The organism is Pseudomonas synxantha, assembly GCF_900105675.1.
GTDB lineage: Bacteria > Pseudomonadota > Gammaproteobacteria > Pseudomonadales > Pseudomonadaceae > Aquipseudomonas > Aquipseudomonas synxantha.
Map to the genome: position 1 here is coordinate 4,416,321 of NZ_LT629786.1, position 20,189 is coordinate 4,436,509.

Annotated in this window: 15 protein-coding genes; 6 read left to right on the forward strand and 9 right to left on the reverse strand. The window is 61.6% G+C overall.

From position 1 onward, the window contains the following. Positions 1 to 100: 100 nt before the first annotated feature. The 6 genes from BLU48_RS20465 (at position 101) to BLU48_RS20490 (ending at position 9,651) form a co-directional block, all read left to right on the forward strand. Positions 101 to 1,267: an efflux RND transporter periplasmic adaptor subunit gene (locus BLU48_RS20465; protein ID WP_057021526.1), complete on the forward strand. Its 1,167-nt coding sequence runs from the start codon at positions 101 to 103 to the stop codon at positions 1,265 to 1,267. Then, the gene (locus BLU48_RS20470; RefSeq protein WP_057021527.1) at positions 1,264 to 4,359 is read left to right on the forward strand and encodes a multidrug efflux RND transporter permease subunit; all 3,096 of its coding nucleotides are present in this window, start codon (positions 1,264 to 1,266) and stop codon (positions 4,357 to 4,359) included. Before BLU48_RS20465 ends, BLU48_RS20470 begins: the two co-directional genes overlap by 4 nt. Positions 4,360 to 4,366: 7 nt before the next feature. After that, positions 4,367 to 5,044 (forward strand): heavy metal response regulator transcription factor, encoded by a 678-nt coding sequence (locus tag BLU48_RS20475; protein WP_046070973.1) that lies wholly within the window; start codon positions 4,367 to 4,369, stop codon positions 5,042 to 5,044. Next, positions 5,034 to 6,398 (forward strand): heavy metal sensor histidine kinase, encoded by a 1,365-nt coding sequence (locus BLU48_RS20480; protein WP_057021528.1) that lies wholly within the window; start codon positions 5,034 to 5,036, stop codon positions 6,396 to 6,398. The genes BLU48_RS20475 and BLU48_RS20480 overlap by 11 nt, the downstream gene beginning before the upstream one ends. Positions 6,399 to 6,736: 338 nt before the next feature. Beyond that, positions 6,737 to 8,059: an OprD family porin gene (locus BLU48_RS20485; RefSeq protein WP_057021529.1), complete on the forward strand. Its 1,323-nt coding sequence runs from the start codon at positions 6,737 to 6,739 to the stop codon at positions 8,057 to 8,059. 101 nt (positions 8,060 to 8,160) lie between these two features. Further along, entirely contained in the window at positions 8,161 to 9,651 is a 1,491-nt protein-coding gene (locus tag BLU48_RS20490; RefSeq protein WP_057021786.1) for a diguanylate cyclase, read from the forward strand. Positions 9,652 to 9,713: 62 nt separating this feature from the next. Here the strand turns inward: BLU48_RS20490 and lpxC are convergent, their stop codons facing one another. The 9 genes from lpxC to murD form a co-directional block, all read right to left on the reverse strand. Continuing rightward, positions 9,714 to 10,625, reverse strand: coding sequence for a UDP-3-O-acyl-N-acetylglucosamine deacetylase (gene lpxC / locus BLU48_RS20495; RefSeq protein WP_003171886.1), 912 nt, complete (start codon positions 10,623 to 10,625; stop codon positions 9,714 to 9,716). Between the two features lie 112 nt (positions 10,626 to 10,737). Further along, on the reverse strand, positions 10,738 to 11,943 hold the full coding sequence (ftsZ, locus tag BLU48_RS20500; RefSeq protein WP_046070969.1) for a cell division protein FtsZ: 1,206 nt from the start codon (positions 11,941 to 11,943) through the stop codon (positions 10,738 to 10,740). Positions 11,944 to 12,018: 75 nt separating this feature from the next. Beyond that, entirely contained in the window at positions 12,019 to 13,281 is a 1,263-nt protein-coding gene (gene ftsA, locus BLU48_RS20505; RefSeq protein ID WP_003188682.1) for a cell division protein FtsA, read from the reverse strand. A gap of 15 nt (positions 13,282 to 13,296) precedes the next feature. Further along, positions 13,297 to 14,166 (reverse strand): cell division protein FtsQ/DivIB, encoded by an 870-nt coding sequence (locus BLU48_RS20510; RefSeq protein WP_057021530.1) that lies wholly within the window; start codon positions 14,164 to 14,166, stop codon positions 13,297 to 13,299. A 4-nt stretch (positions 14,167 to 14,170) separates the two neighbouring features. Further along, complete coding sequence (locus BLU48_RS20515; protein WP_057021531.1) at positions 14,171 to 15,127, reverse strand: D-alanine--D-alanine ligase; 957 nt, start codon at positions 15,125 to 15,127, stop codon at positions 14,171 to 14,173. After that, a complete protein-coding gene (gene murC / locus BLU48_RS20520) occupies positions 15,124 to 16,569 on the reverse strand; it encodes a UDP-N-acetylmuramate--L-alanine ligase (protein WP_043050548.1) in 1,446 nt (481 codons plus the stop codon). Before murC ends, BLU48_RS20515 begins: the two co-directional genes overlap by 4 nt. Beyond that, positions 16,562 to 17,632, reverse strand: a complete 1,071-nt coding sequence (gene murG, locus BLU48_RS20525; protein WP_046070965.1) for an undecaprenyldiphospho-muramoylpentapeptide beta-N-acetylglucosaminyltransferase — start codon at positions 17,630 to 17,632, stop codon at positions 16,562 to 16,564. Before murG ends, murC begins: the two co-directional genes overlap by 8 nt. Further along, positions 17,622 to 18,845: a putative lipid II flippase FtsW gene (gene ftsW, locus BLU48_RS20530; protein WP_046070964.1), complete on the reverse strand. Its 1,224-nt coding sequence runs from the start codon at positions 18,843 to 18,845 to the stop codon at positions 17,622 to 17,624. The genes murG and ftsW overlap by 11 nt, the downstream gene beginning before the upstream one ends. Then, positions 18,842 to 20,188 (reverse strand): UDP-N-acetylmuramoyl-L-alanine--D-glutamate ligase, encoded by a 1,347-nt coding sequence (gene murD / locus BLU48_RS20535; protein WP_057021532.1) that lies wholly within the window; start codon positions 20,186 to 20,188, stop codon positions 18,842 to 18,844. The genes ftsW and murD overlap by 4 nt, the downstream gene beginning before the upstream one ends. Position 20,189: the final 1 nt, after the last annotated feature.

The window sequence follows — 20,189 nt, forward strand, 5'->3', positions numbered from 1 at the left end:
TCACTGTGCTGACCGCATGACAGCGCTATAAAGCACTCATTCAAACTTCAACTTGCAGCTTGCAGCTTGAAACTTGCAACTGCGCCGCTGGCGTCCTTCCATGCACATAAAACGAAACACGGCCCTGATGGTGGGCGTACTCCTGATACTGGCCGTTGCAGCCTGGACGTTGACCCGCCCGCCCAAGACCCGGCTGGCAGCGCCCAGTGCAGTTCCTGTTCGGGTGGTGAGCGTGGTGCAACGGGATGTCGCGCGGTACGTCAGCGGCATCGGCTCGGTGTTGTCGTTGCACAGTGTGGTGATACGTCCGCAGATAGACGGCATCCTCACCAAACTACTGGTCAAGGAAGGCCAACTGGTAAAAGCCGGTGACTTGCTGGCAAGCATCGACGACCGCTCCATCCGGGCCAGCCTCGACCAGGCCAAGGCGCAATTGGGCCAAAGCCAGGCGCAACTGCAAGTGGCACTGGTCAACCTCAAGCGTTACAGGGAGCTGAGCGTTGACGACGGTGTGTCGAAACAGACCTACGACCAGCAACAGGCGCTGGTCAACCAGCTCAAGGCCACCGCGCAAGGCAACCAGGCCGCGATAGACGCGGCTCAGGTACAACTTTCCTACACCCAGATTCGCTCCCCGGTCAGTGGTCGCGTGGGTATTCGCAGCGTGGATGAAGGTAACTTCCTGCGCATGAGCGACACCCAGGGACTGTTTTCAGTCACCCAGATCGATCCGATCGCCGTGGCTTTCTCCCTGCCGCAGCAGATGCTGCCGACCCTGCAGGGGCTGATCGCCGCGCCGACCCGGGCGAGTGTCGATGCCTACCTGGGCGCCGACACCGACGGCCAGACCGGCGACCTGCTCGGCGAAGGCCACCTGAGCCTGATCGACAACCAGATCAGTTCCACCACCGGCACGCTGCGGGCCAAGGCCGAGTTCAATAACCCGTCGCAAAAGCTGTGGCCGGGGCAACTGGTGACCATCAAGATCCAGACCGCCCTCGACAAGAACGCCCTGGTGGTGCCGCCGACCGTGGTGCAACGTGGCCTGGACTCGCACTTCGTGTACCGGGTAAGCGATGACACCGTGGAGGTGGTGCCGGTGCAGGTCGCCTACCAGGACAGCGAGATCAACATTATCAAGGGCGTGCAGGCCGGGGATGTGCTGGTCAGCGACGGTCAGTCGCGGCTCAAGGCCGGTGCCCGGGTGGAGGTGCTCAAGGAGCCGCCGCAAATAATCCAGACCGCTGAAGCCAAGGTGCAACCATGAACGGCAGCCGTTCACCCTCGGCCTGGTGTGTTGATCACCCGGTCGCTACCTTGCTGCTGACCTTCGCCTTGGTATTGTTGGGGATGATTGCCTTCCCGCGCCTGGCTGTCGCGCCACTGCCGGAAGCGGAATTCCCGACGATCCAGGTTACCGCGCAACTGCCCGGCGCCAGCCCGGATACCATGGCTTCATCGGTGGCCACGCCCCTGGAGGTGCAATTCAGTGCCATCCCCGGCATGACCCAGATGACTTCCAGCAGCGCCCTGGGGTCCAGCCAGCTGACCCTGCAATTCACCCTGGAAAAAAGCATCGACACCGCCGCCCAGGAGGTCCAGGCCGCAATCAACACCGCATCGGGCAAGTTGCCCAGCGATATGCCGAGTTTGCCGACCTGGCGAAAAGTCAACCCGGCGGACAGCCCGGTGCTGATCCTCAGTGTCAGCTCAGATAGCATGCCCAGCACCGAGCTGAGCGACTATGTGGAAACCCTGCTGGCGCGCCAGATCAGCCAGATCGACGGCGTCGGCCAGATCAACATCACCGGTCAGCAGCGTCCGGCGATTCGCGTGCAGGCATCCCCTGACAAGCTCGCGGCCATCGGCCTGACCCTCGCCGATATCCGCCTGGCCATCCAGCAATCGAGCCTGAACCTGGCCAAGGGCGCGATCTATGGTGAGAACAGCGTGTCGACCCTGTCGACCAACGACCAACTGTTTCACCCGGAGGAATACGGTCAGCTGATCGTTTCCTACAAGGACGGCGCGCCGGTGCAACTGCGTGATATCGCCAAAGTCGTCAATGGTTCAGAAAACGCTTACGTGCAAGCCTGGTCCGGCGATACCCCGGGTGTGAACCTGGTGATTTCACGCCAGCCCGGCGCCAACATCGTCGAGACCGTCGACCGCATTCAAGCCGAACTGCCGCGCCTGCAAGGCATGTTGCCGGCCTCGGTGCAGGTGAGTGTATTGACCGACCGCACCAAAACCATCCGCGCCTCATTGCATGAAGTGGAAATGACCCTGCTGATCGCTATCCTGCTGGTGGTGGCGGTCATGGCGCTGTTCCTGCGCCAGCTGTCGGCGACGCTGATTGTGTCGGCTGTGCTTGGCGTATCGCTGGTGGCCAGTTTCGCCCTGATGTACCTGATGGGGTTCAGCCTGAATAACCTGACCCTGGTGGCCATCGTGATTGCCGTGGGCTTTGTGGTCGACGATGCGATTGTGGTGGTGGAGAACATTCACCGGCACCTGGAGGCGGGCCTGGGCAAGCGCGAAGCCGCGATCAAGGGTTCCGGCGAGATTGGCTTTACCGTGGTGTCCATCAGCTTCTCGCTGGTGGCGGCGTTTATTCCGCTGCTCTTCATGGGCGGCGTGGTCGGACGGCTGTTCAAGGAGTTCGCGCTGACAGCCACCTCGACCATCCTGATTTCGGTGGTGGTTTCGCTGACTTTGGCACCGACATTGGCGGCCCTGTTCATGCGTGCACCCACCCATCACGCCCACGCCAAGCCCACCTTCAGCGAACGCCTGCTGGCCGGCTATGCACGCAACCTGCGCCGTGCGCTGGCGCATCAACGCAGCATGGCCGCGATCTTCGTGGTGACCCTGGCCCTGGCCGTGGTCGGCTACGTGTTTATCCCCAAGGGCTTCTTCCCGGTCCAGGACACGGGCTTTGTGCTCGGCACCAGCGAGGCGGCGGCCGATGTGTCGTACCCGGACATGGTCGCCAAGCACAAGGCACTGGCCGAGATCGTCAAGGCCGACCCGGCAGTGCAAGCCTTCTCCCACTCAGTGGGCGTCACCGGCAGCAACCAGACCATCGCCAACGGGCGCTTCTGGATTGCCTTGAAAGACCGCGGTGACCGTGACGTATCCGCCAGCCAGTTCATCGATCGCCTGCGCCCACAACTGGCCAAGGTGCCGGGTATCGTGCTGTACCTGCGCGCTGGCCAGGACATCAACCTGAGCTCCGGACCCAGCCGCGCCCAGTACCAGTATGTGCTCAAGAGCAATGACGGCCCGACGCTGAACACCTGGACCCAACGCCTCACCGAAAAACTGCGCGCCAACCCGGCGTTTCGCGACCTGTCCAATGATCTGCAACTGGGCGGCAGCATCACCCACATCAGTATCGACCGCCAGGCCGCTGCCCGCTTCGGCCTGACCGCCACCGATGTCGACCAGGCGCTGTACGACGCCTTCGGCCAGCGCCAGATCAACGAGTTCCAGACCGAGATCAACCAATACCAAGTGATACTCGAACTGGACAGCCAACAGCGCGGCAAGGCCGAAAGCCTCAATTACTTTTACCTGCGCTCGCCGCTGACCAACGAGATGGTGCCGTTGTCGGCGCTGGCCAGGGTCGACCCGCCCAGCGTGGGGCCGCTGTCCATCAGCCATGACGGCATGTTCCCCGCCGCCAACCTGTCGTTCAACCTGGCGCCCGGCGTGGCCCTGGGCGATGCCGTGATCATGCTCAACCAGGCCAAGAACGACATCGGCATGCCGAGTACCCTGATCGGCAACTTCCAGGGCGCGACCCAGGCATTCCAGAGTTCGCTGGCCAGCCAGCCGTGGCTGATCCTTGCGGCGCTGGTGGCGGTCTACATTATCCTGGGTGTGCTGTACGAGAGTTTCGTGCATCCGCTGACGATCATTTCCACCCTCCCCTCGGCAGGCCTCGGTGCGCTGGTCATGCTGTGGCTGCTGGGCCAGGATTTTTCAATCATGGCCTTGATCGGCCTGGTATTGCTGATCGGCATTGTGAAGAAGAACGGCATCCTGATGATCGACTTTGCCCTGGAAGCCCAACGCGTACGCGGGTTGTCGCCGCAGGATGCGATTTATGAAGCCTGCGTCACGCGGTTCCGCCCAATCATCATGACCACCCTCGCCGCCTTGCTTGGCGCAGTGCCGTTGATGCTGGGCTCGGGGCCGGGTGCGGAACTGCGTCAGCCGTTGGGCATCGCGGTAGTCGGTGGCTTGCTGGTGAGCCAGGCACTGACGCTGTTCACTACGCCGGTCATATACTTGTACCTTGAACGGTTTTTCCACAGGCCCAAACCAGCGCTGGCGCTGGGGACCACACACTGAGGCGGTCATGCGCGTCCTGATTATTGAAGATGAAGAGAAAACCGCGGACTACCTGCATCGCGGCCTTACGGAGCAAGGCTACACCGTCGACGTGGCGCGTGAAGGCGTCGAGGGTCTGCACCTGGCGCTGGAAAACGATTACGCGGTGATCGTGCTCGACGTGATGCTGCCCGGCCTGGACGGCTTTGGTGTGTTGCGTGCGTTGCGCGCCCGCAAGCAGACGCCGGTGATCATGCTCACCGCCCGCGAGCGCGTGGAAGACCGCATCCGCGGCCTGCGCGAAGGTGCCGACGATTACCTGGGCAAACCGTTTTCGTTTTTGGAACTGGTAGCGCGCCTGCAAGCCCTGACCCGCCGCAGCGGCGGCCACGAGCCAGTGCAGGTTACGGTCGCCGACTTGTGGATCGACCTGATCAGCCGCAAGGCCAGCCGCAACGGCCAACGCCTGGACCTGACCGCCAAGGAGTTCTCGCTGCTCAGCGTATTGGCGCGGCGCCAGGGTGAAATCCTGTCCAAGACCGCCATTGCCGAGATGGTCTGGGACATCAATTTCGACAGCGACGCCAACGTCGTGGAAGTGGCGATCAAGCGCCTGCGCGCCAAGCTCGACGGGCCGTTCGAACACAAGCTGCTGCATACCATTCGTGGCATGGGTTATGTGTTGGAGAACCGTAGTGTCGGCTAATTCCATTGCCCTGCGCCTGAGCAGCATGTTCACCCTGGTGGCGTTGCTGATCTTCGTGCTCATCGGCGGCGTGCTGTATCAGCAGGTGGATCGCGGCCTGGGGTTGCTGCCCGAGGCCGAGCTGGATGCGCGCTACAGCGTGCTGGAATCGTCGGTCAATCGCTTCGGTACGCCGGAGCATTGGGTCAAGATCAAGGCCAAGCTCAAGTTGCTGGGCGAAGAAGACAAGCGTATCCGTTTCTGGGTGGTCAGCAGTGACCCGAGCTACGAATACGGCGAGCCCGATGCGCAAATCCGCGCCTTTGCACAGGGTCCGACAGGCAAGCGCGACCTGCGCCTGCCCGGCCATGATTATCCGTTCAAGGTGCTGGTCAGCCAGTTTGCGGCCAAGGACCAGCGTCCGGCGCTGCGCTTCATGATTGCCATTGACACCGAAAACTTTCGCGCCACCCAGCACCACCTGCTGGTAGCGTTGGTCAGCCTGGCGCTGGTCGGCGTGGTGCTGGCGGCGCTGCTGGGGTTCTGGGTCGCGCGTATCGGCCTTAAGCCCCTGGGCAAGCTCTCGGATGAGGCACAGAAACTTGCGCCACCCAAACTCTCCGGGCGCCTGCATCTGTCACCGCTGCCGCCGGAACTGAGCCAGTTCGTCAACTCGTTCAACGCCACCCTCGACCGCGTCGAACAAGCCTACTCACGCCTGGAATCCTTCAATGCCGATGTGGCCCATGAACTGCGCTCGCCGCTGACCAACCTGATCGGCCAGACCCAGGTCGCCCTCACCCGCGGGCGTTCCGCGGAGCAATACTTCGAGGTGCTGCAATCGAACCTGGAAGAGTTGGAACGGCTGCGCTCGATCATCAACGACATGCTGTTCCTCGCCAGCGCCGACCAAGGCAGCAAGGCCACCAAGCTGATCGAAAGCTCCCTGGCTGATGAGGTAGCGACGACCCTCGATTACCTGGATTTCATCCTCGAAGACGCCCAGGTTGAAGTGCGCGTGCACGGCGATGCCGTGGTGCAGATCGAAAAGGCCCATCTGCGTCGCGCACTGATCAACCTGCTGAGCAATGCCGTGCAACACACCGCGCCGGGGCACGTGATCGACGTACACATCGAGGTGCGGGAGCAACAAGTGGTAATCGGCGTGACCAACCCCGGCGAGGCGATTGCCCGCGAGCACTTGCCGCGCCTGTTCGAACGTTTCTATCGGGTGGATGCGTCGCGTAGCAACAGCGGAGCGAATCACGGGCTGGGGCTGGCTATCGTCAAGGCGATTGCGTTGATGCATGGGGGGGATGTGTTTGTGCGTAGTGAGGACGGCGGAAACACCTTTGGCATTACCCTGCCCGTCTAAATGTTGAGAACACTTCGGTCAAATGGGGGAGGGGGCTTGCTCCCTCCCACAGTTAGATATCTATGTTCCTTCGGAAACTGTTACGGTTTGGGCAATAGTTATTATCTTGTTACACTCTGTATCGCACCGCTCGCCTGCGTTACTTTGACGCATCGATGAGCGCGACGGCAAAGGCAGCTGACCCGCTTACCCGAATTTCCCTCGACTTTTTTCCAGGGCTCTACACTGGGAATCTGTCTTAAAGCCGCTGACTTCAGCGGCTTTTTTTTGCCGTACAAAAAGGCCAGGCACACCCCCACGACACTGGCCGTTCTTGATTGACCAAAGGAGCTCCACCGGTGAAGAACTCGCTGACGTTCACCCCGTTATTCCTCGCAGTTGCAGCAACGATCACTCCCCTCGCCCAGGCGGCAGACACCACCCCCACCGACGGTTTCGTTGAAGGCTCCCACCTCACGATCAATACGCGCAACTACTACATGAACCGCGACCGTCGCGACATTCATACCGATGACAGCAAGGAATGGGGCCAGGGTTTTATCGGCACCTTCGAGTCCGGCTACACCCAAGGCACCGTCGGCTTCGGCCTGGACCTCAATGCGATGCTCGGCCTCAAGCTCGACGGTGGTGGCGGCACCGATGGCTCCAGCATCCTTCCCTACGGCAGTGGCAACGGCAAGGCACCCGGATCGTTCTCTACCGCCGGCGGCACCTTGAAAATACGTGCCTTCGATACCGAACTGAAAGCCGGCGACCTGTTCCTCAACAACCCGGTGATCGCTGGCGGCATGACGCGCATGCTGCCCCAGACCTTCCGTGGTGTGAGCCTGACCAACCACAGCTTCGACGGTTGGATGATCGAGGGCGGCCAGGCCAGCTTCACCAAGCTCTACAACCAGAGCGGCCACCGGCGCATCGGCACCAGTTATGGCGCCTTGCCCACCAACGCCGACAGCCAGCACCTGGACTGGGCCGGCGTATCGTTCAGCGGTATCACGGGGCTGACCAGCAACCTGTACGCCTCCGAACTCAAGGACGTATGGCACCAGTACTACTACGACCTCGAATACACCTATGCTCTCAACGACCTGGTCAGCCTGACCCCCGGCTTGCACTACTACCACACCCAGGACACCGGCCAATCGTTGCTGGGGGATATCGACAGCAATACCTACAGCCTGCATTTCACCGTCGGCGTGGGCAACCACAGCGTCACGGCCACCTACCAGCGGGTCAACGGCAACACCCCGTTCGACTACATCGCCCAGGGCGACAGCATTTACCTGGATAACTCCCAGCAGTACTCGGACTTCAACGGCCCCAACGAGCGCTCATGGAAGCTCAAATACGCCTACGACTTCGCCGGCCTCGGTGTGCCTGGCCTGACGTCCGCTGTGTCCTACATCAGCGGCAAGACCGACCTGACCAAGGTCGACCCCAACAGCCGCGGCTACAGCAGCTGGTACAGCGCCGATGGCAAAGATGCCAAGCACTGGGAACGGGATATCGATGTGAAATATGTAGTGCAAGGCGGCAAGGCCAAGGACCTGTCGGTGCGCCTGCAATGGGCGACCAATCGAGGCAGCAATGGCTATTCGGCAGTGGATCGGGACGTGGATGAGTACCGCGTGATTGTGGACTACCCCATCAACGTCTTCTGACAGCGTTCCTGATGTGGGGGCTTGCTCCCACATTTTGGTTCTGCGACCTATTCCAGAGTTACTACTAAGCTATGGGCATCCCCAAAGCAGAAGTGCGTCCGATGAGCCCAAGCCTTACCCGTCCTGACCGCCGCCCGGAGCGCTTGCTGATCCTGGGCAGTACGCTGACAGTGTTGCTGATCGTGGGGATCGTCACCGCGCTGCTGATTCGGGAACAGGCCAATACCTTGCAGACGGCCAAGCGCACCGCCAATACCATCACTCAATTGATCGATGCCGACGTGCTGCGCAACGTGGAGCTCTACGACATGGCCCTCAAAGGCCTGATCGCCGCCACCGAGCGCACTGACCTGCAAGACGTTTCAGCGAGCATCCGCCATCTGGTGCTGTTCGATCGCTCGGCGGCGGCGCCGTACAAGGGCGATATCCTGCTGCTGGGCCCGAACGGCGAGGTGATTGCCGATTCGTCCCTGCTCACACCCAAGCTGGGTAACTTCTCTGATCGGGATTATTTTCAGGTGCACCGCGAAAATCCGGACGCGGGGTTATATATCAGCCGTCCATTCATGGCCCGCTGTGTGTGCGATGACCCATGGCGCATCGCGTTCAGCCGCCGCGTTTCGTCGCCGGACGGGCGCTTCCTGGGCGTCGCCGCCGCCTCCATGCGCCTGTCGTACTTCCACCAGTTGTTCAGCAGCCTGAACATCGGCAGCAACAGCACCATCAACCTGCTCAACCACCAAGGCATCCTGTTGGCCCAAGAACCTTTGCTGGAAGCAGGCATGCTCGACAAGGACCTGAGCCAGCGCCCCAATGTGGCACGCATGCTGCGCGAGCGCGATGGCAGCTTCCAGAGTATCTCCAGTGTCGATCACCAGGCGCGGGTGTACAGTTTCTCCAGTGTGGGCAACCTGCCGCTGATTGTCGCGGTGGCCCTGTCCAGCAACGAGATATTTGCGCCATGGCGGCGTGCGGCGTGGCTGGTGAGCATCGCCACAGGCGTGCTGTGCGTAGGTCTGTTGTGGCTGACCTGGGCGCTGTGCATGGAGCTGCGCCGTCGTCATCGCGCTGAACAGGTACTGTCAGAATTGGCAGCCACTGATGCCCTCACCGGCCTGGCCAATCGCCGTACCCTTGACGAGCGCCTGCGCCTGGAATGGAACCGGGCACAGCGCTCGACCGAGCCCTTGACCGTGTTGATGATCGATGTAGACCACTTCAAGGCTTTCAACGACCGCCATGGTCACCAGGGTGGCGATGACGCGTTGCGCGCGGTGGCGCAGGTGATCGACAGCAATATCCGCCGTCCGGCCGACCTGGCAGCACGCTATGGCGGTGAAGAGTTTGCCGTGGTGCTGCCCCATACCGACGCCAAGGGCGCCTGGGTGATCGCCGAGCGCATCCGCATCAGCGTCGAGCGTTTGCCACGGGTGGCTGGGGATAAACAGCCGGTTACCGTGAGCATCGGCATGAGTACCTGGCAGAACCGTAGCGGTATGTCCCTTGAGAGTGTGCTGCTCAAGGCCGACCAGGCGTTGTATGAGGCCAAGCACACGGGGCGCAATCGGATTGTGGATGCCGCGCCCCTATAAACAAGGCATAAAAAAAGGCCACCCGAAGGCAGCCTTTAAAACTAAAGAAAGAGAGTTGTTACTTACACCGCCGCAACGGGACGCATGTAAGAGATCGGTGCGGTGCTGGCATCTTCGAAGGTCACGACTTCCCAAGCGTCTGTCTGCTCAATCAACTTGCGCAGCAGCTGGTTGTTAAGGGCGTGGCCCGACTTGAAGCCTTTGAACTCGCCTATCAGGCTATTGCCCAGCAGGTAGAGGTCACCGATTGCATCGAGGATCTTGTGCTTCACGAACTCGTCTTCATAGCGAAGGCCGTCTTCGTTCAGTACACCATCCGCGTCGACCACAATGGCGTTTTCAACGCTGCCGCCGAGTGCGAGGTTGTGCTTGCGCAGGTACTCGATGTCACTCATGAAACCAAAGGTACGGGCGCGGCTGACTTCTTTTACAAACGAAGTGCTGGAAAAATCCACGCTTGCACTTTGGGTGCGGTCACGGAATACCGGGTGATCGAAATCGATCTCAAAGCTCACTTTAAAGCCTTCGAACGGGACGAAGGTGGCGCGCTTGTCGCCGTCTTCTACTGTCACTTCCCGCAGAATGCGTATGAACTTCTTGGCTGCGTCCTGTTCTTCCAGGCCGGCAGATTGAATCAGGAATACGAAGGGTCCAGCGCTGCCATCCATGATCGGGACTTCGGACGCGGAGAGCTCGACGTAGGCGTTATCGATGCCCAAACCGGCCATGGCCGAGAGCAAGTGCTCCACCGTGTCCACTTTGACGTCACCGTTGACCAATGTGGTCGACATAGTGGTTTCGCCAACGTTTTCCGCGCGAGCAGGTATCTGCACCACAGGGTCCAGGTCGGCACGCACAAACACGATGCCGGTGTCGACAGGTGCAGGCTTGAGGGTCAGGTAGACCTTTTCCCCGGAGTGCAGACCTACACCTGTGGCACGAATAATATTCTTCAGGGTGCGTTGTTTAATCATGGCTTGGACCGCTTCAGCGCAAATTGCGAACTGGTATCAACAAAGGCTGGCGATAATAGCAGACCAGACCTTTGCTGAACACCAATCACCTTCATAGCCCTGATACATTCCATTAATCGGCCTGACGACGCAAGAATGCCGGGATGTCCAGGTAGTCCAGGTCATCTTGCGGATTCGGGCTACGGGACGCAGCAGCACCGGCCTGGGCCTGGTTGCGCATCACGGTCGGACGGTCCAGGTCACGGTAGTTCACCGATGGCAACTCCTGGCGAGCAGGTGCTGGAGCGGCAGCCGCTTGGCTGGCGTGGCTGGCTTGGCTGTTATGCAGGGTGTTGTCGATCACCTTCACAGGCTTCTCGATTTTCGCACCCAGGCCGGTGGCAACCACGGTCACGTGCAGTTCGTCGCGCATGTCCGGATCGATAACGGTACCGACCTTGACCATGGCGTGCTCGGAAGCAAAGGCTTCGATGATGCTACCCACGTCGGAGTACTCACCCAGGGACAGGTCAGGGCCGGCAGTGATATTCACCAGGATGCCGCGTGCACCTTGCAGGTTCACGTCTTCGAGCAACGGGTTGCGGATGGCCGCTTCGGTGGCTTCGCGTGCACGGTTCGGACCGCTGGCGCAGCCAGTGCCCATCATCGCCATGCCCATTTCGCTCATCACGGTACGTACGTCGGCAAAGTCGACGTTGATCATGCCCGGGCGCTTGATGATGTCGGAGATACCGCGAACGGCACCGGCCAGTACATCGTCAGCCTTGGCGAACGCGGACAGCAGGCTGGCGTCCTTGCCCAGGATGGTCAGCAGTTTCTCGTTGGGAATGGTGATCAACGAGTCGACGCTTTCAGACAGCAGACGGATACCTTCGTCGGCGATCTGCATGCGCTTGCGGCCTTCGAACGGGAACGGACGGGTCACGACGGCAACCGTCAGGATCCCCATTTCCTTGGCCACTTCGGCAATGATCGGTGCAGCACCGGTACCGGTACCGCCGCCCATGCCGGTGGTGATGAACACCATATTGGTGCCCTGCAGCACTTCGGCAATACGCTCGCGGTCTTCCAGGGCAGCTTGACGGCCGACTTCCGGATTGGCGCCAGCGCCGAGGCCTTTGGTCACGGCTGTGCCCAATTGCAGGATGGTCCGCGCGCCGATGCTTTTCAGCGCCTGGGCATCAGTGTTGGCGCAGATGAATTCAACGCCTTCAATGTTGCTCTTGACCATGTGATTGACAGCGTTGCCGCCGCCACCGCCAACACCGATTACTTTGATAACCGGGCTTGCGGGGATGTTGTCTACGAGTTCGAACATGTTCCCTCTCCTTTCATTTTCTCTAGTTTTTTCGCCTACTGCTTACTACGGGTGCTGCGGTGTCGCGGTAAATCTTTAGAAATTGCCTTTGACCCAAGCCTGCAGCCGCTCGAACAACGGCGCTTTGGCTTCGTCGTCGCTGCGGTAGCTGTCGCGGATACTCGGGCCCGACAGGGAAATGCCGTCGGTCTGCTTTTGCAGCCCGTACAACAGCAAGCCCACACCGGTGGAATAAATCGGGTTGCGCACAACGTCGCCCAGGCCTTTCACGCCATGGGGCACGCCCAGGCGCACTGGCATGTGGAAGATTTCCTCGGCCAGTTCAACCGCGCCTTCCATCTTCGAGGTGCCACCGGTCAGCACGATGCCGGCCGGGATCAAATCTTCGTAGCCGCTGCGCCGCAGTTCAGCCTGGATCAGGGTGAACAGTTCGTCGTAGCGTGGCTCGACCACTTCGGCCAGGGCCTGGCGCGACAGCTCACGGGGTGGACGGTCGCCGACACTTGGCACCTTGATGGTCTCGCCGGCGCCGGCCAGTTTGGCCAGGGCGCAGGCATAACGAATCTTGATTTCTTCGGCGTACTGGGTCGGTGTACGCAGCGCCATGGCGATGTCGTTGGTGACCTGGTCGCCGGCAATCGGGATCACCGCGGTGTGACGGATCGCACCCTCGGTGAAGATCGCGATGTCGGTGGTGCCGCCGCCGATGTCCACCAGGCACACGCCCAGTTCTTTTTCGTCGTCGGTCAGCACCGAGTACGCCGAAGCCAGCTGCTCGAGAATGATGTCGTCGATTTCCAGGCCGCAGCGGCGCACGCATTTTTCAATGTTCTGCGCGGCGTTGACGGCACAGGTCACCACGTGGACCTTGGCTTCCAGGCGCACGCCCGACATGCCCAGGGGCTCGCGCACGCCTTCCTGGTTATCGATCACGTAATCCTGCGGCAGGGTGTGCAGCACGCGCTGGTCAGCCGGGATCGCCACGGCCTGGGCGGCGTCGAGGACGCGCTCAAGGTCGGCGGAGCTGACTTCGCGGTCGCGGATCGCCACGATGCCGTGGGAGTTCAGGCTGCGGATATGGTTGCCCGCCACGCCGACGAACGCCGAGTGGATCCGGCAACCGGCCATCAGCTGCGCTTCTTCAATGGCGCGCTGGATCGATTGCACGGTGGACTCGATGTTCACCACCACGCCCTTCTTCAGGCCCCGGGACGGATGCGTGCCAATACCGACGATTTCGATCGCGCCGTCTTCCCCGACCTCGCCCACCAGCGCCACCACCTTGGAGGTGCCGATATCGAGACCGACGATCATTTTGCCGCTTTGCACGTTTGCCATGGGTCCTGCCTCTTCTTAATTCTTCGCGACAGCGGGTTGTGCTGCCGTGGGCGCAGCCGGTGTACGCCAGCCGACGGCAAGGCCGTTGGCGTAACGCAGGTCGACGCTCGCAATGTTCGTAATCTGTTCTTTCAAGGTTTTTTCATAGATGGCAATAAAGCGGCGCATCTTTTCCACCAAGCGGTCGCGTCCCAGCAACAACTCGATGCCCGGGCCGGAACTGCCTGCCCCGGTCGTCAAAAACCAGCTGCCCCGCTCACGCAATTCCAGGCGTGCAATGGAGAAGCCCAGTGGCCGCAGCATCTGGCTCAGGGCCTGGTACTGCTGCATCACTTGCTGCTGCGCCCGCTGCGGCCCGAACAGCTGCGGCAGGTGCTCGTAGTTGGCCAGCTCACGCGGGGTGAACGCCTGGCCCTGATTGTTCAACAGCGCTTCATCACCCCAACGGGCCACGGGCAGTTGTTCTTCCAGGCGGATCGTCACCTGGTCCGGCCAGACACGGCGGACTTCGGCGTGGGCGATCCACGGCATCTGTTCCAGCTCCGAGCGCATGCCGGCCAGGTCGATGGTAAAGAAGCTCGCCGCCAGGTATGGGCCGATGCGCTGCTGTACCGCCTGCTGGCTGATGTAGCTCAAGTCGCCCTGCACGCTGATCTTGGTGATCGGCCGGTCGGCATACGGCAACAGACGCTGCGCGCCTTCGTAGGTACCAAAGCCCAATACCACCAGCAATACCGGCCAGAACAGCGCCTTGATAAAACCAAAGTTGGCTTTTGGCAGGCGCGCCGACATCGGCTCTTTAGCCACCATTCGGCTGGCGCCCCGCGGCACCGGCTTGCGGCTCGGTGCTTGTGGGGGCTGATGACGAAGCGATGCGCCTTTCATGTGTTCAGCCTCTTGGCTCAATGCTGTCGGCCAGGATCGCCAGCACCAACTGCTGGAAGTCCAGGCCGGCGGCACGGGCTGCCATGGGAACCAGGCTGTGGTCGGTCATGCCCGGTGCGGTATTGACTTCAAGGAACCAGAAATTCCCCTGGTCATCCTGCATCACGTCTGCCCGCGCCCAACCGGCGATACCCAGCGCCTCACAGGCTTTCGCCGTGAGGTCCATCAATTGCTGTTCCTTGCTTGCTTGGAGGCCACACGGGATCCGGTACTGGGTATCGGAAGCCAGGTACTTGGCGTCGTAGTCATAAAAGGTGTGGGGCGTGCCCAATGCGATAGGTGGCAATACCTGGCCACGCAGGGTGGCGATGGTGTACTCGGGACCGGAAATCCACTGTTCCACCAACACTTGCGAATCGTAGGTACTTGCCGCTTTCCATGCGTCGATCAATTCGGCGGCCGAGTTCACTTTAGCCATGCCGATACTGGAGCCTTCATGGGCTGGTTTGACGATCAAAGGCAGGCCCAGTTCCTTGGCCGCAGAAATACAATCGTCTTCGCTGCACAGCACGGCGTGACGTGGTGTTGGAATACCCAGGCTGTGCCACACCTGCTTGGTGCGCAATTTGTCCATCGCCAGCGCGGAAGCAAGGATACCGCTACCGGTGTAGGGGATGCCGGCGCATTCGAGCAGGCCTTGCATGCTGCCGTCTTCACCGCCACGGCCATGAAGAATGATGAAGGCGCGGTCGATCTTTTCGGCCTGCAGGCGGGCGAGGAAGTCATCGCCCACGTCGATACCGAAGGCGTTCACACCCGCACTTTGCAGCGCGTCGAGCACCGCATTGCCGGACTTGAGCGACACTTCGCGCTCAGCGCTCTTGCCGCCGAACAATACCGCCACGCGGCCGAAGTCGGCAGGCGCGACGGTGGAAAACAGGGAGCCGTAGTCAGTGGTCATTTCGACTTCCCCTTTGCTGCGGCAAACAGCGGACTCGCCAGCAATTTAGGTGCAAGGCCGCCAATATCGCCGGCGCCCTGGCACAGCAGGATGTCGCCGGCACGCAACAGCGGCTTGACGATAGGCGCCAGGTCCACGCCACGCTCGATGTAGATAGGGTCCAACTGGCCACGCTGGCGGATGCTGTTGCACAGCTTGCGGCTGTCGGCGCCCGGGATCGGCTCTTCACCGGCCGGGTAGACTTCCATCAACAGCAGCACGTTGGCATCGGCCAGTACATTGACGAAATCGTCGTACAGGTCGCGGGTGCGGCTGTAGCGGTGCGGCTGGTAGACCATCACCAGGCGGCGCTCCGGCCAGCCACCACGCACGGCCTTGATCACGGCTGCGACTTCAGTCGGGTGGTGACCATAGTCGTCCACCAGCATCACGTCGCCGCCTTCAACCGGCAGCTGGCCATAGACCTGGAAGCGTCGGCCCACACCGGCAAAGCGCGACAGGCCCTCGACGATGGCTTCATCGCTGACGCCTTCGTCGGAAGCGATGCAGATAGTCGCCAGGGAGTTCAACACGTTGTGGTTGCCCGGCATGTTGACGGACACGTCCAGCGGCTCGCGGTCTGGACGCAGCACGGTGAAGAAGGTCTGCATGCCTTCCTGGCGTACATTGATCGCACGCACGTCGGCATCTTCGCTGAAGCCGTAGGTCACGGTCGGACGCTTGACCAACGGCAGGATTTCACGCACCACCGGGTCGTCCAGGCACACCACGGCCAAACCGTAGAACGGCAGGTTGTGCAGGAATTCGACGAAGGTTTTCTTCAACTTGTTGAAGTCGCCGTCGTAGGTCGCCATATGGTCGGCGTCGATGTTGGTGACCACGGCCACCAATGGCTGCAAGTGCAGGAAGCTCGCATCGCTCTCATCGGCTTCGGCGATCAGGTAGCGGCTGGTGCCGAGCTGGGCATTGGTGCCGGCTGCATTCAGGCGGCCACCGATGACGAAGGTCGGGTCCAGGCCACCGGCGGCGAACACCGAGGCGATCAGGCTGGTGGTCGTGGTCTTGCCATGGGTACCGGCAACGGCGATGCCATGGCGGTAGCGCATCAGCTCGGCGAGCATCTCGGCACGCGGCACCACTGGAATACGGCGCTCAAGGGCAGTGGCCACTTCCGGGTTGGAGGTGTTCACGGCGCTGGACACCACCAGTACATCGGCCTCGGCGGCGTTCTCGGCACGGTGACCGATAAAGATCTGCGCGCCAAAGGACTTCAGGCGATCAGTGACCGGCGACTCTTTCAAGTCCGAGCCGGACACCTGGTAGCCCAGGTTCAGCAACACTTCGGCAATTCCGCACATGCCCACGCCGCCGATACCGACGAAGTGGATACGGCGGATGCGGCGCATCTCGGGTTGCGGCATGGCTTTCTGATTCTCAACCATGGGCCACCTCCAGGCAGATATCCACCACGGTGCGGGTTGCGTCAGGTTTGGCCAGGCGGCTTGCGGTGCTCGCCATGCTGTTGAGTCGTTCCGGTTGCATCAAAACCTCGGTCAGGCGTGCGGCCAAATCGGCGGCGCCGGTCGTTCTTTGCGGCAGCAGGAAGGCAGCGCCCTCCCCGGCCAAATATTCGGCGTTGCGGGTCTGGTGATCGTCGATGGCGTGGGGCAAAGGCACCAGCAAGGACGGCAGACCGGCGGCGGCCAGTTCACTGACGGTCAGCGCGCCAGCGCGGCAGACCACCAGGTCGGCCCAGCCATAGGCTTGGGCCATGTCTTTGATGAAGGGCTGCACATTCGCCTCCACACCCGCCTCGCGATAACGCGTCGCGGTGACTTCATCGTGATGCTTGCCAGCCTGGTGGAAGATCTCCGGGCGCAATTGCACAGGCAGCTGCGCCACCGCTTCGGGCAGCAGTTTGTTCAGCGGTTCGGCGCCCAGGCTTCCGCCCAGGATCAACAGGTGTGCCTTGCGCCCGGCCAGCGCATCACGCGCAATGGCCATGAACAGCTCGGTACGCACCGGGTTGCCGGTGGTACGCAGCTTGTCCGAGGCGGCGAACGTTTTCGGGAAAGCTTCACACACCCGCGAGGCCAATGGCACCAGCAGGCGGTTTGCGGTACCGGCGACGGCGTTCTGTTCGTGCACGATCACCGGTACGCCGGCGAGCTTCGCCGCGACGCCGCCCGGGCCGGTCACGTAGCCACCAAAGCCAAGCACACACACAGGCTTCAATTCACGAATGACCTTGCGTGCCTGCCACACAGCCTTGAGCAATACGAACGGTGCCTTGAGCAGGGACAGCTTGCCCTTGCCGCGCAGACCGGTGACGTTGATCAAATGCAGGGGTAAGCCGGCACTCGGCACCAACTCGTTCTCGATGCCACGGGGTGTACCCAGCCAGTGCACGGTGTAGCCGCGGCTCTGGAATTCACGCGCACAGGCCAAGGCCGGGAACACGTGGCCCCCGGTGCCGCCCGCCATGATCAGCACGTTAGCGCCCATGGGTCGGCTCCTCGGCGAAGTCGCTTTCGCTGAACTCCATCTCTTCACTGCCCAGGTGGGTCCGACTCTCCCACTCGATACGCAGCAACAAGCCAAGACAGGCGCAGCAGATCACCAACGAACTGCCGCCGTAACTGAGGAACGGCAAGGTCAGGCCCTTGGTCGGCAGCAGGCCGACGTTCACGCCGATGTTGATCAGGAACTGGCCGATCCACAGGAACGACAAGCCGTACGCCACATAGGCGGCGAAATACTGTTTGGCCCGCTCGGCCCACAAGCCGATGTACATGCCGCGCACACACACAAACACGAACAGCGCCACGGTGCACAGCGAACCGACCACGCCAAGCTCTTCGGCCAATACCGAGAACACAAAGTCGGTGTGCGCTTCCGGCAGGTAGAACTGCTTCTGCACACTGTTGCCCAGGCCCACGCCCAGCCACTCGCCGCGACCAAAGGCGATCAGTGCCTGGGTCAGCTGATAGCCGGAACCGAACTGGTCGGACCAGGGATCGGTAAAGGTGATCAAGCGCGCCATCCGGTAGGGTTGCGCCTGTACCAGAATCGTCACTGCTGCCACCGCCAGCACCACCATCAAAGTGAAGCGGAACAGGCCTACGCCGCCGAGGAACAGCATCGCCGCCGCCGCCCCCATCATCACCACGGTGGCGCCGAAGTCCGGCTCCATCAGCAACAGGCCGGCCATGGGCAGCAGCACGATGAACGGCTTGAAAAAGCCCATCCAGCTTTCGCGCACTTCTTTCTGGCGTCGCACCAGGTAGCCGGCGAGGTAGATCACCACGAACACCTTGGCGATTTCCGAAGGCTGCACGTTGAACGCGCCGAAGCCGATCCAGCGCATCGAACCATTCACCTCGCGACCGATGCCGGGCAGGATCACCATGACCAGCAAGCCGAACGCACCGATCAGCATCAGCCAACCCAGGCGCTGCCAGGTGGCGATGGGGATCATCATGGTAACGATGCACGCGCCGAGGCCGATCACCAGGTACACCAGGTGACGGATCATCATGTACAGGGTGTTGCCCGATTGCACGGCAGCCACTTCGGAGGACGCCGAAGTGATCATCACCAGGCCCAGGCCCAGCAGCGCCAGGCAACCGGCGAGCATCGGGAAATCAAGGTCGACACCGCGCCCGGTGATGATCGGCGACGGGTACGGTTTGATGATGTTGCGCAAGTTGATGTTCATGCCAAGGCCTCCACGGCGCGAGCGAACAGCTGGCCGCGCTCTTCGTAGTTCTTGAACATGTCGAAACTGGCACATGCGGGCGACAGCAACACCGCGTCACCCGGCTGGGCCAACGCCTGGCACTGGGCAATGGCGTCGTCCAGGGAGGTGGCGCGTACTTGCGGCACGCCATCGCCGAGGGCAGCGGCGATCAAATCCGAATCACGGCCCATCAGCACCACGGCACGGCAATGTGCAGCCACCGGACCCTTAAGGTCCTTGAAGTCGGCGCCCTTGCCATCGCCACCTGCGATCAACACCAGCTTGCCGTCAATATCCGCCCCCAGGCCCTCGATGGCCGCCAGGGCGGCACCGACGTTGGTGGCTTTGGAATCGTTGTAATAGCTGACGCCATTGAGGTCGCGTACCCACTGGCAGCGATGCTCGAGCCCGGCAAAAGTGCGCAGGCTGGCGAGCATGGCGTCGAACGGCAAGCCGACGGCGTGCCCGAGCGCCAAGGCCGCCAGGGCATTGGACTGGTTATGGGCGCCGCGGATTTTCAGCTCGCGCACCGGCATCAGGTTCTGGAATTCGAAGGCCAGGTATTTCTCGCCGTTCTCTTCACGAATGCCGAAGCCTTTGAAATCAGGCTTGCCCAGGCCGAAGGTCCAGCATGGCAGGCCCTCGCCCATCAGCGGACGGCTCAAGGCATCCTGACGGTTGACCACCACTTGCCGCGCGCCCCGGAAGATCCGGTGCTTGGCCAGGTGATAAGCCGGCAGGCCACTGTAGCGGTCCATGTGATCTTCGCTGACGTTCAGCACGGTAGCCACTTCGGCGCCGAGGTCGTGGGTGGTTTCCAGCTGGAAGCTCGACAGTTCCATCACGTAAAGCTCGACGTCATCGCTGAGCAGGTCCAGCGCCGGCACGCCGAGATTGCCACCCACGGCCACGCGCTTGCCGGCCGCAGCCGCCATCTCGCCAACCAGGGTGGTCACGGTGCTTTTCGCGTTGGAGCCACTGATGGCCACGATCGGCGCCTTCGCGTTACGCGCGAACAGGTCGATATCGCCGGACAGTTTCACGCCACGCGCCGCAGCCGCTTGCAGGGCCGGTGTCGCCAGGGCCAGGCCCGGGCTCACGTAGAGCTCATCGGCACGACATAGAAACTCGACATCCAGCTCGCCACAACGCACTTCCACGTGCGGGTAGTCACGGCGCAGCGTGACCAGCTCCGGTGGATTTTCCCGCGTGTCGGCCACGGCAAACGACGTGCCCCGGTTCGCCAGGAAGCGAACCAGGGACATGCCGCTCTTGCCGAGGCCGACAACGATGCGGAAGTGGTCTGAAGCGATCAGGGACACT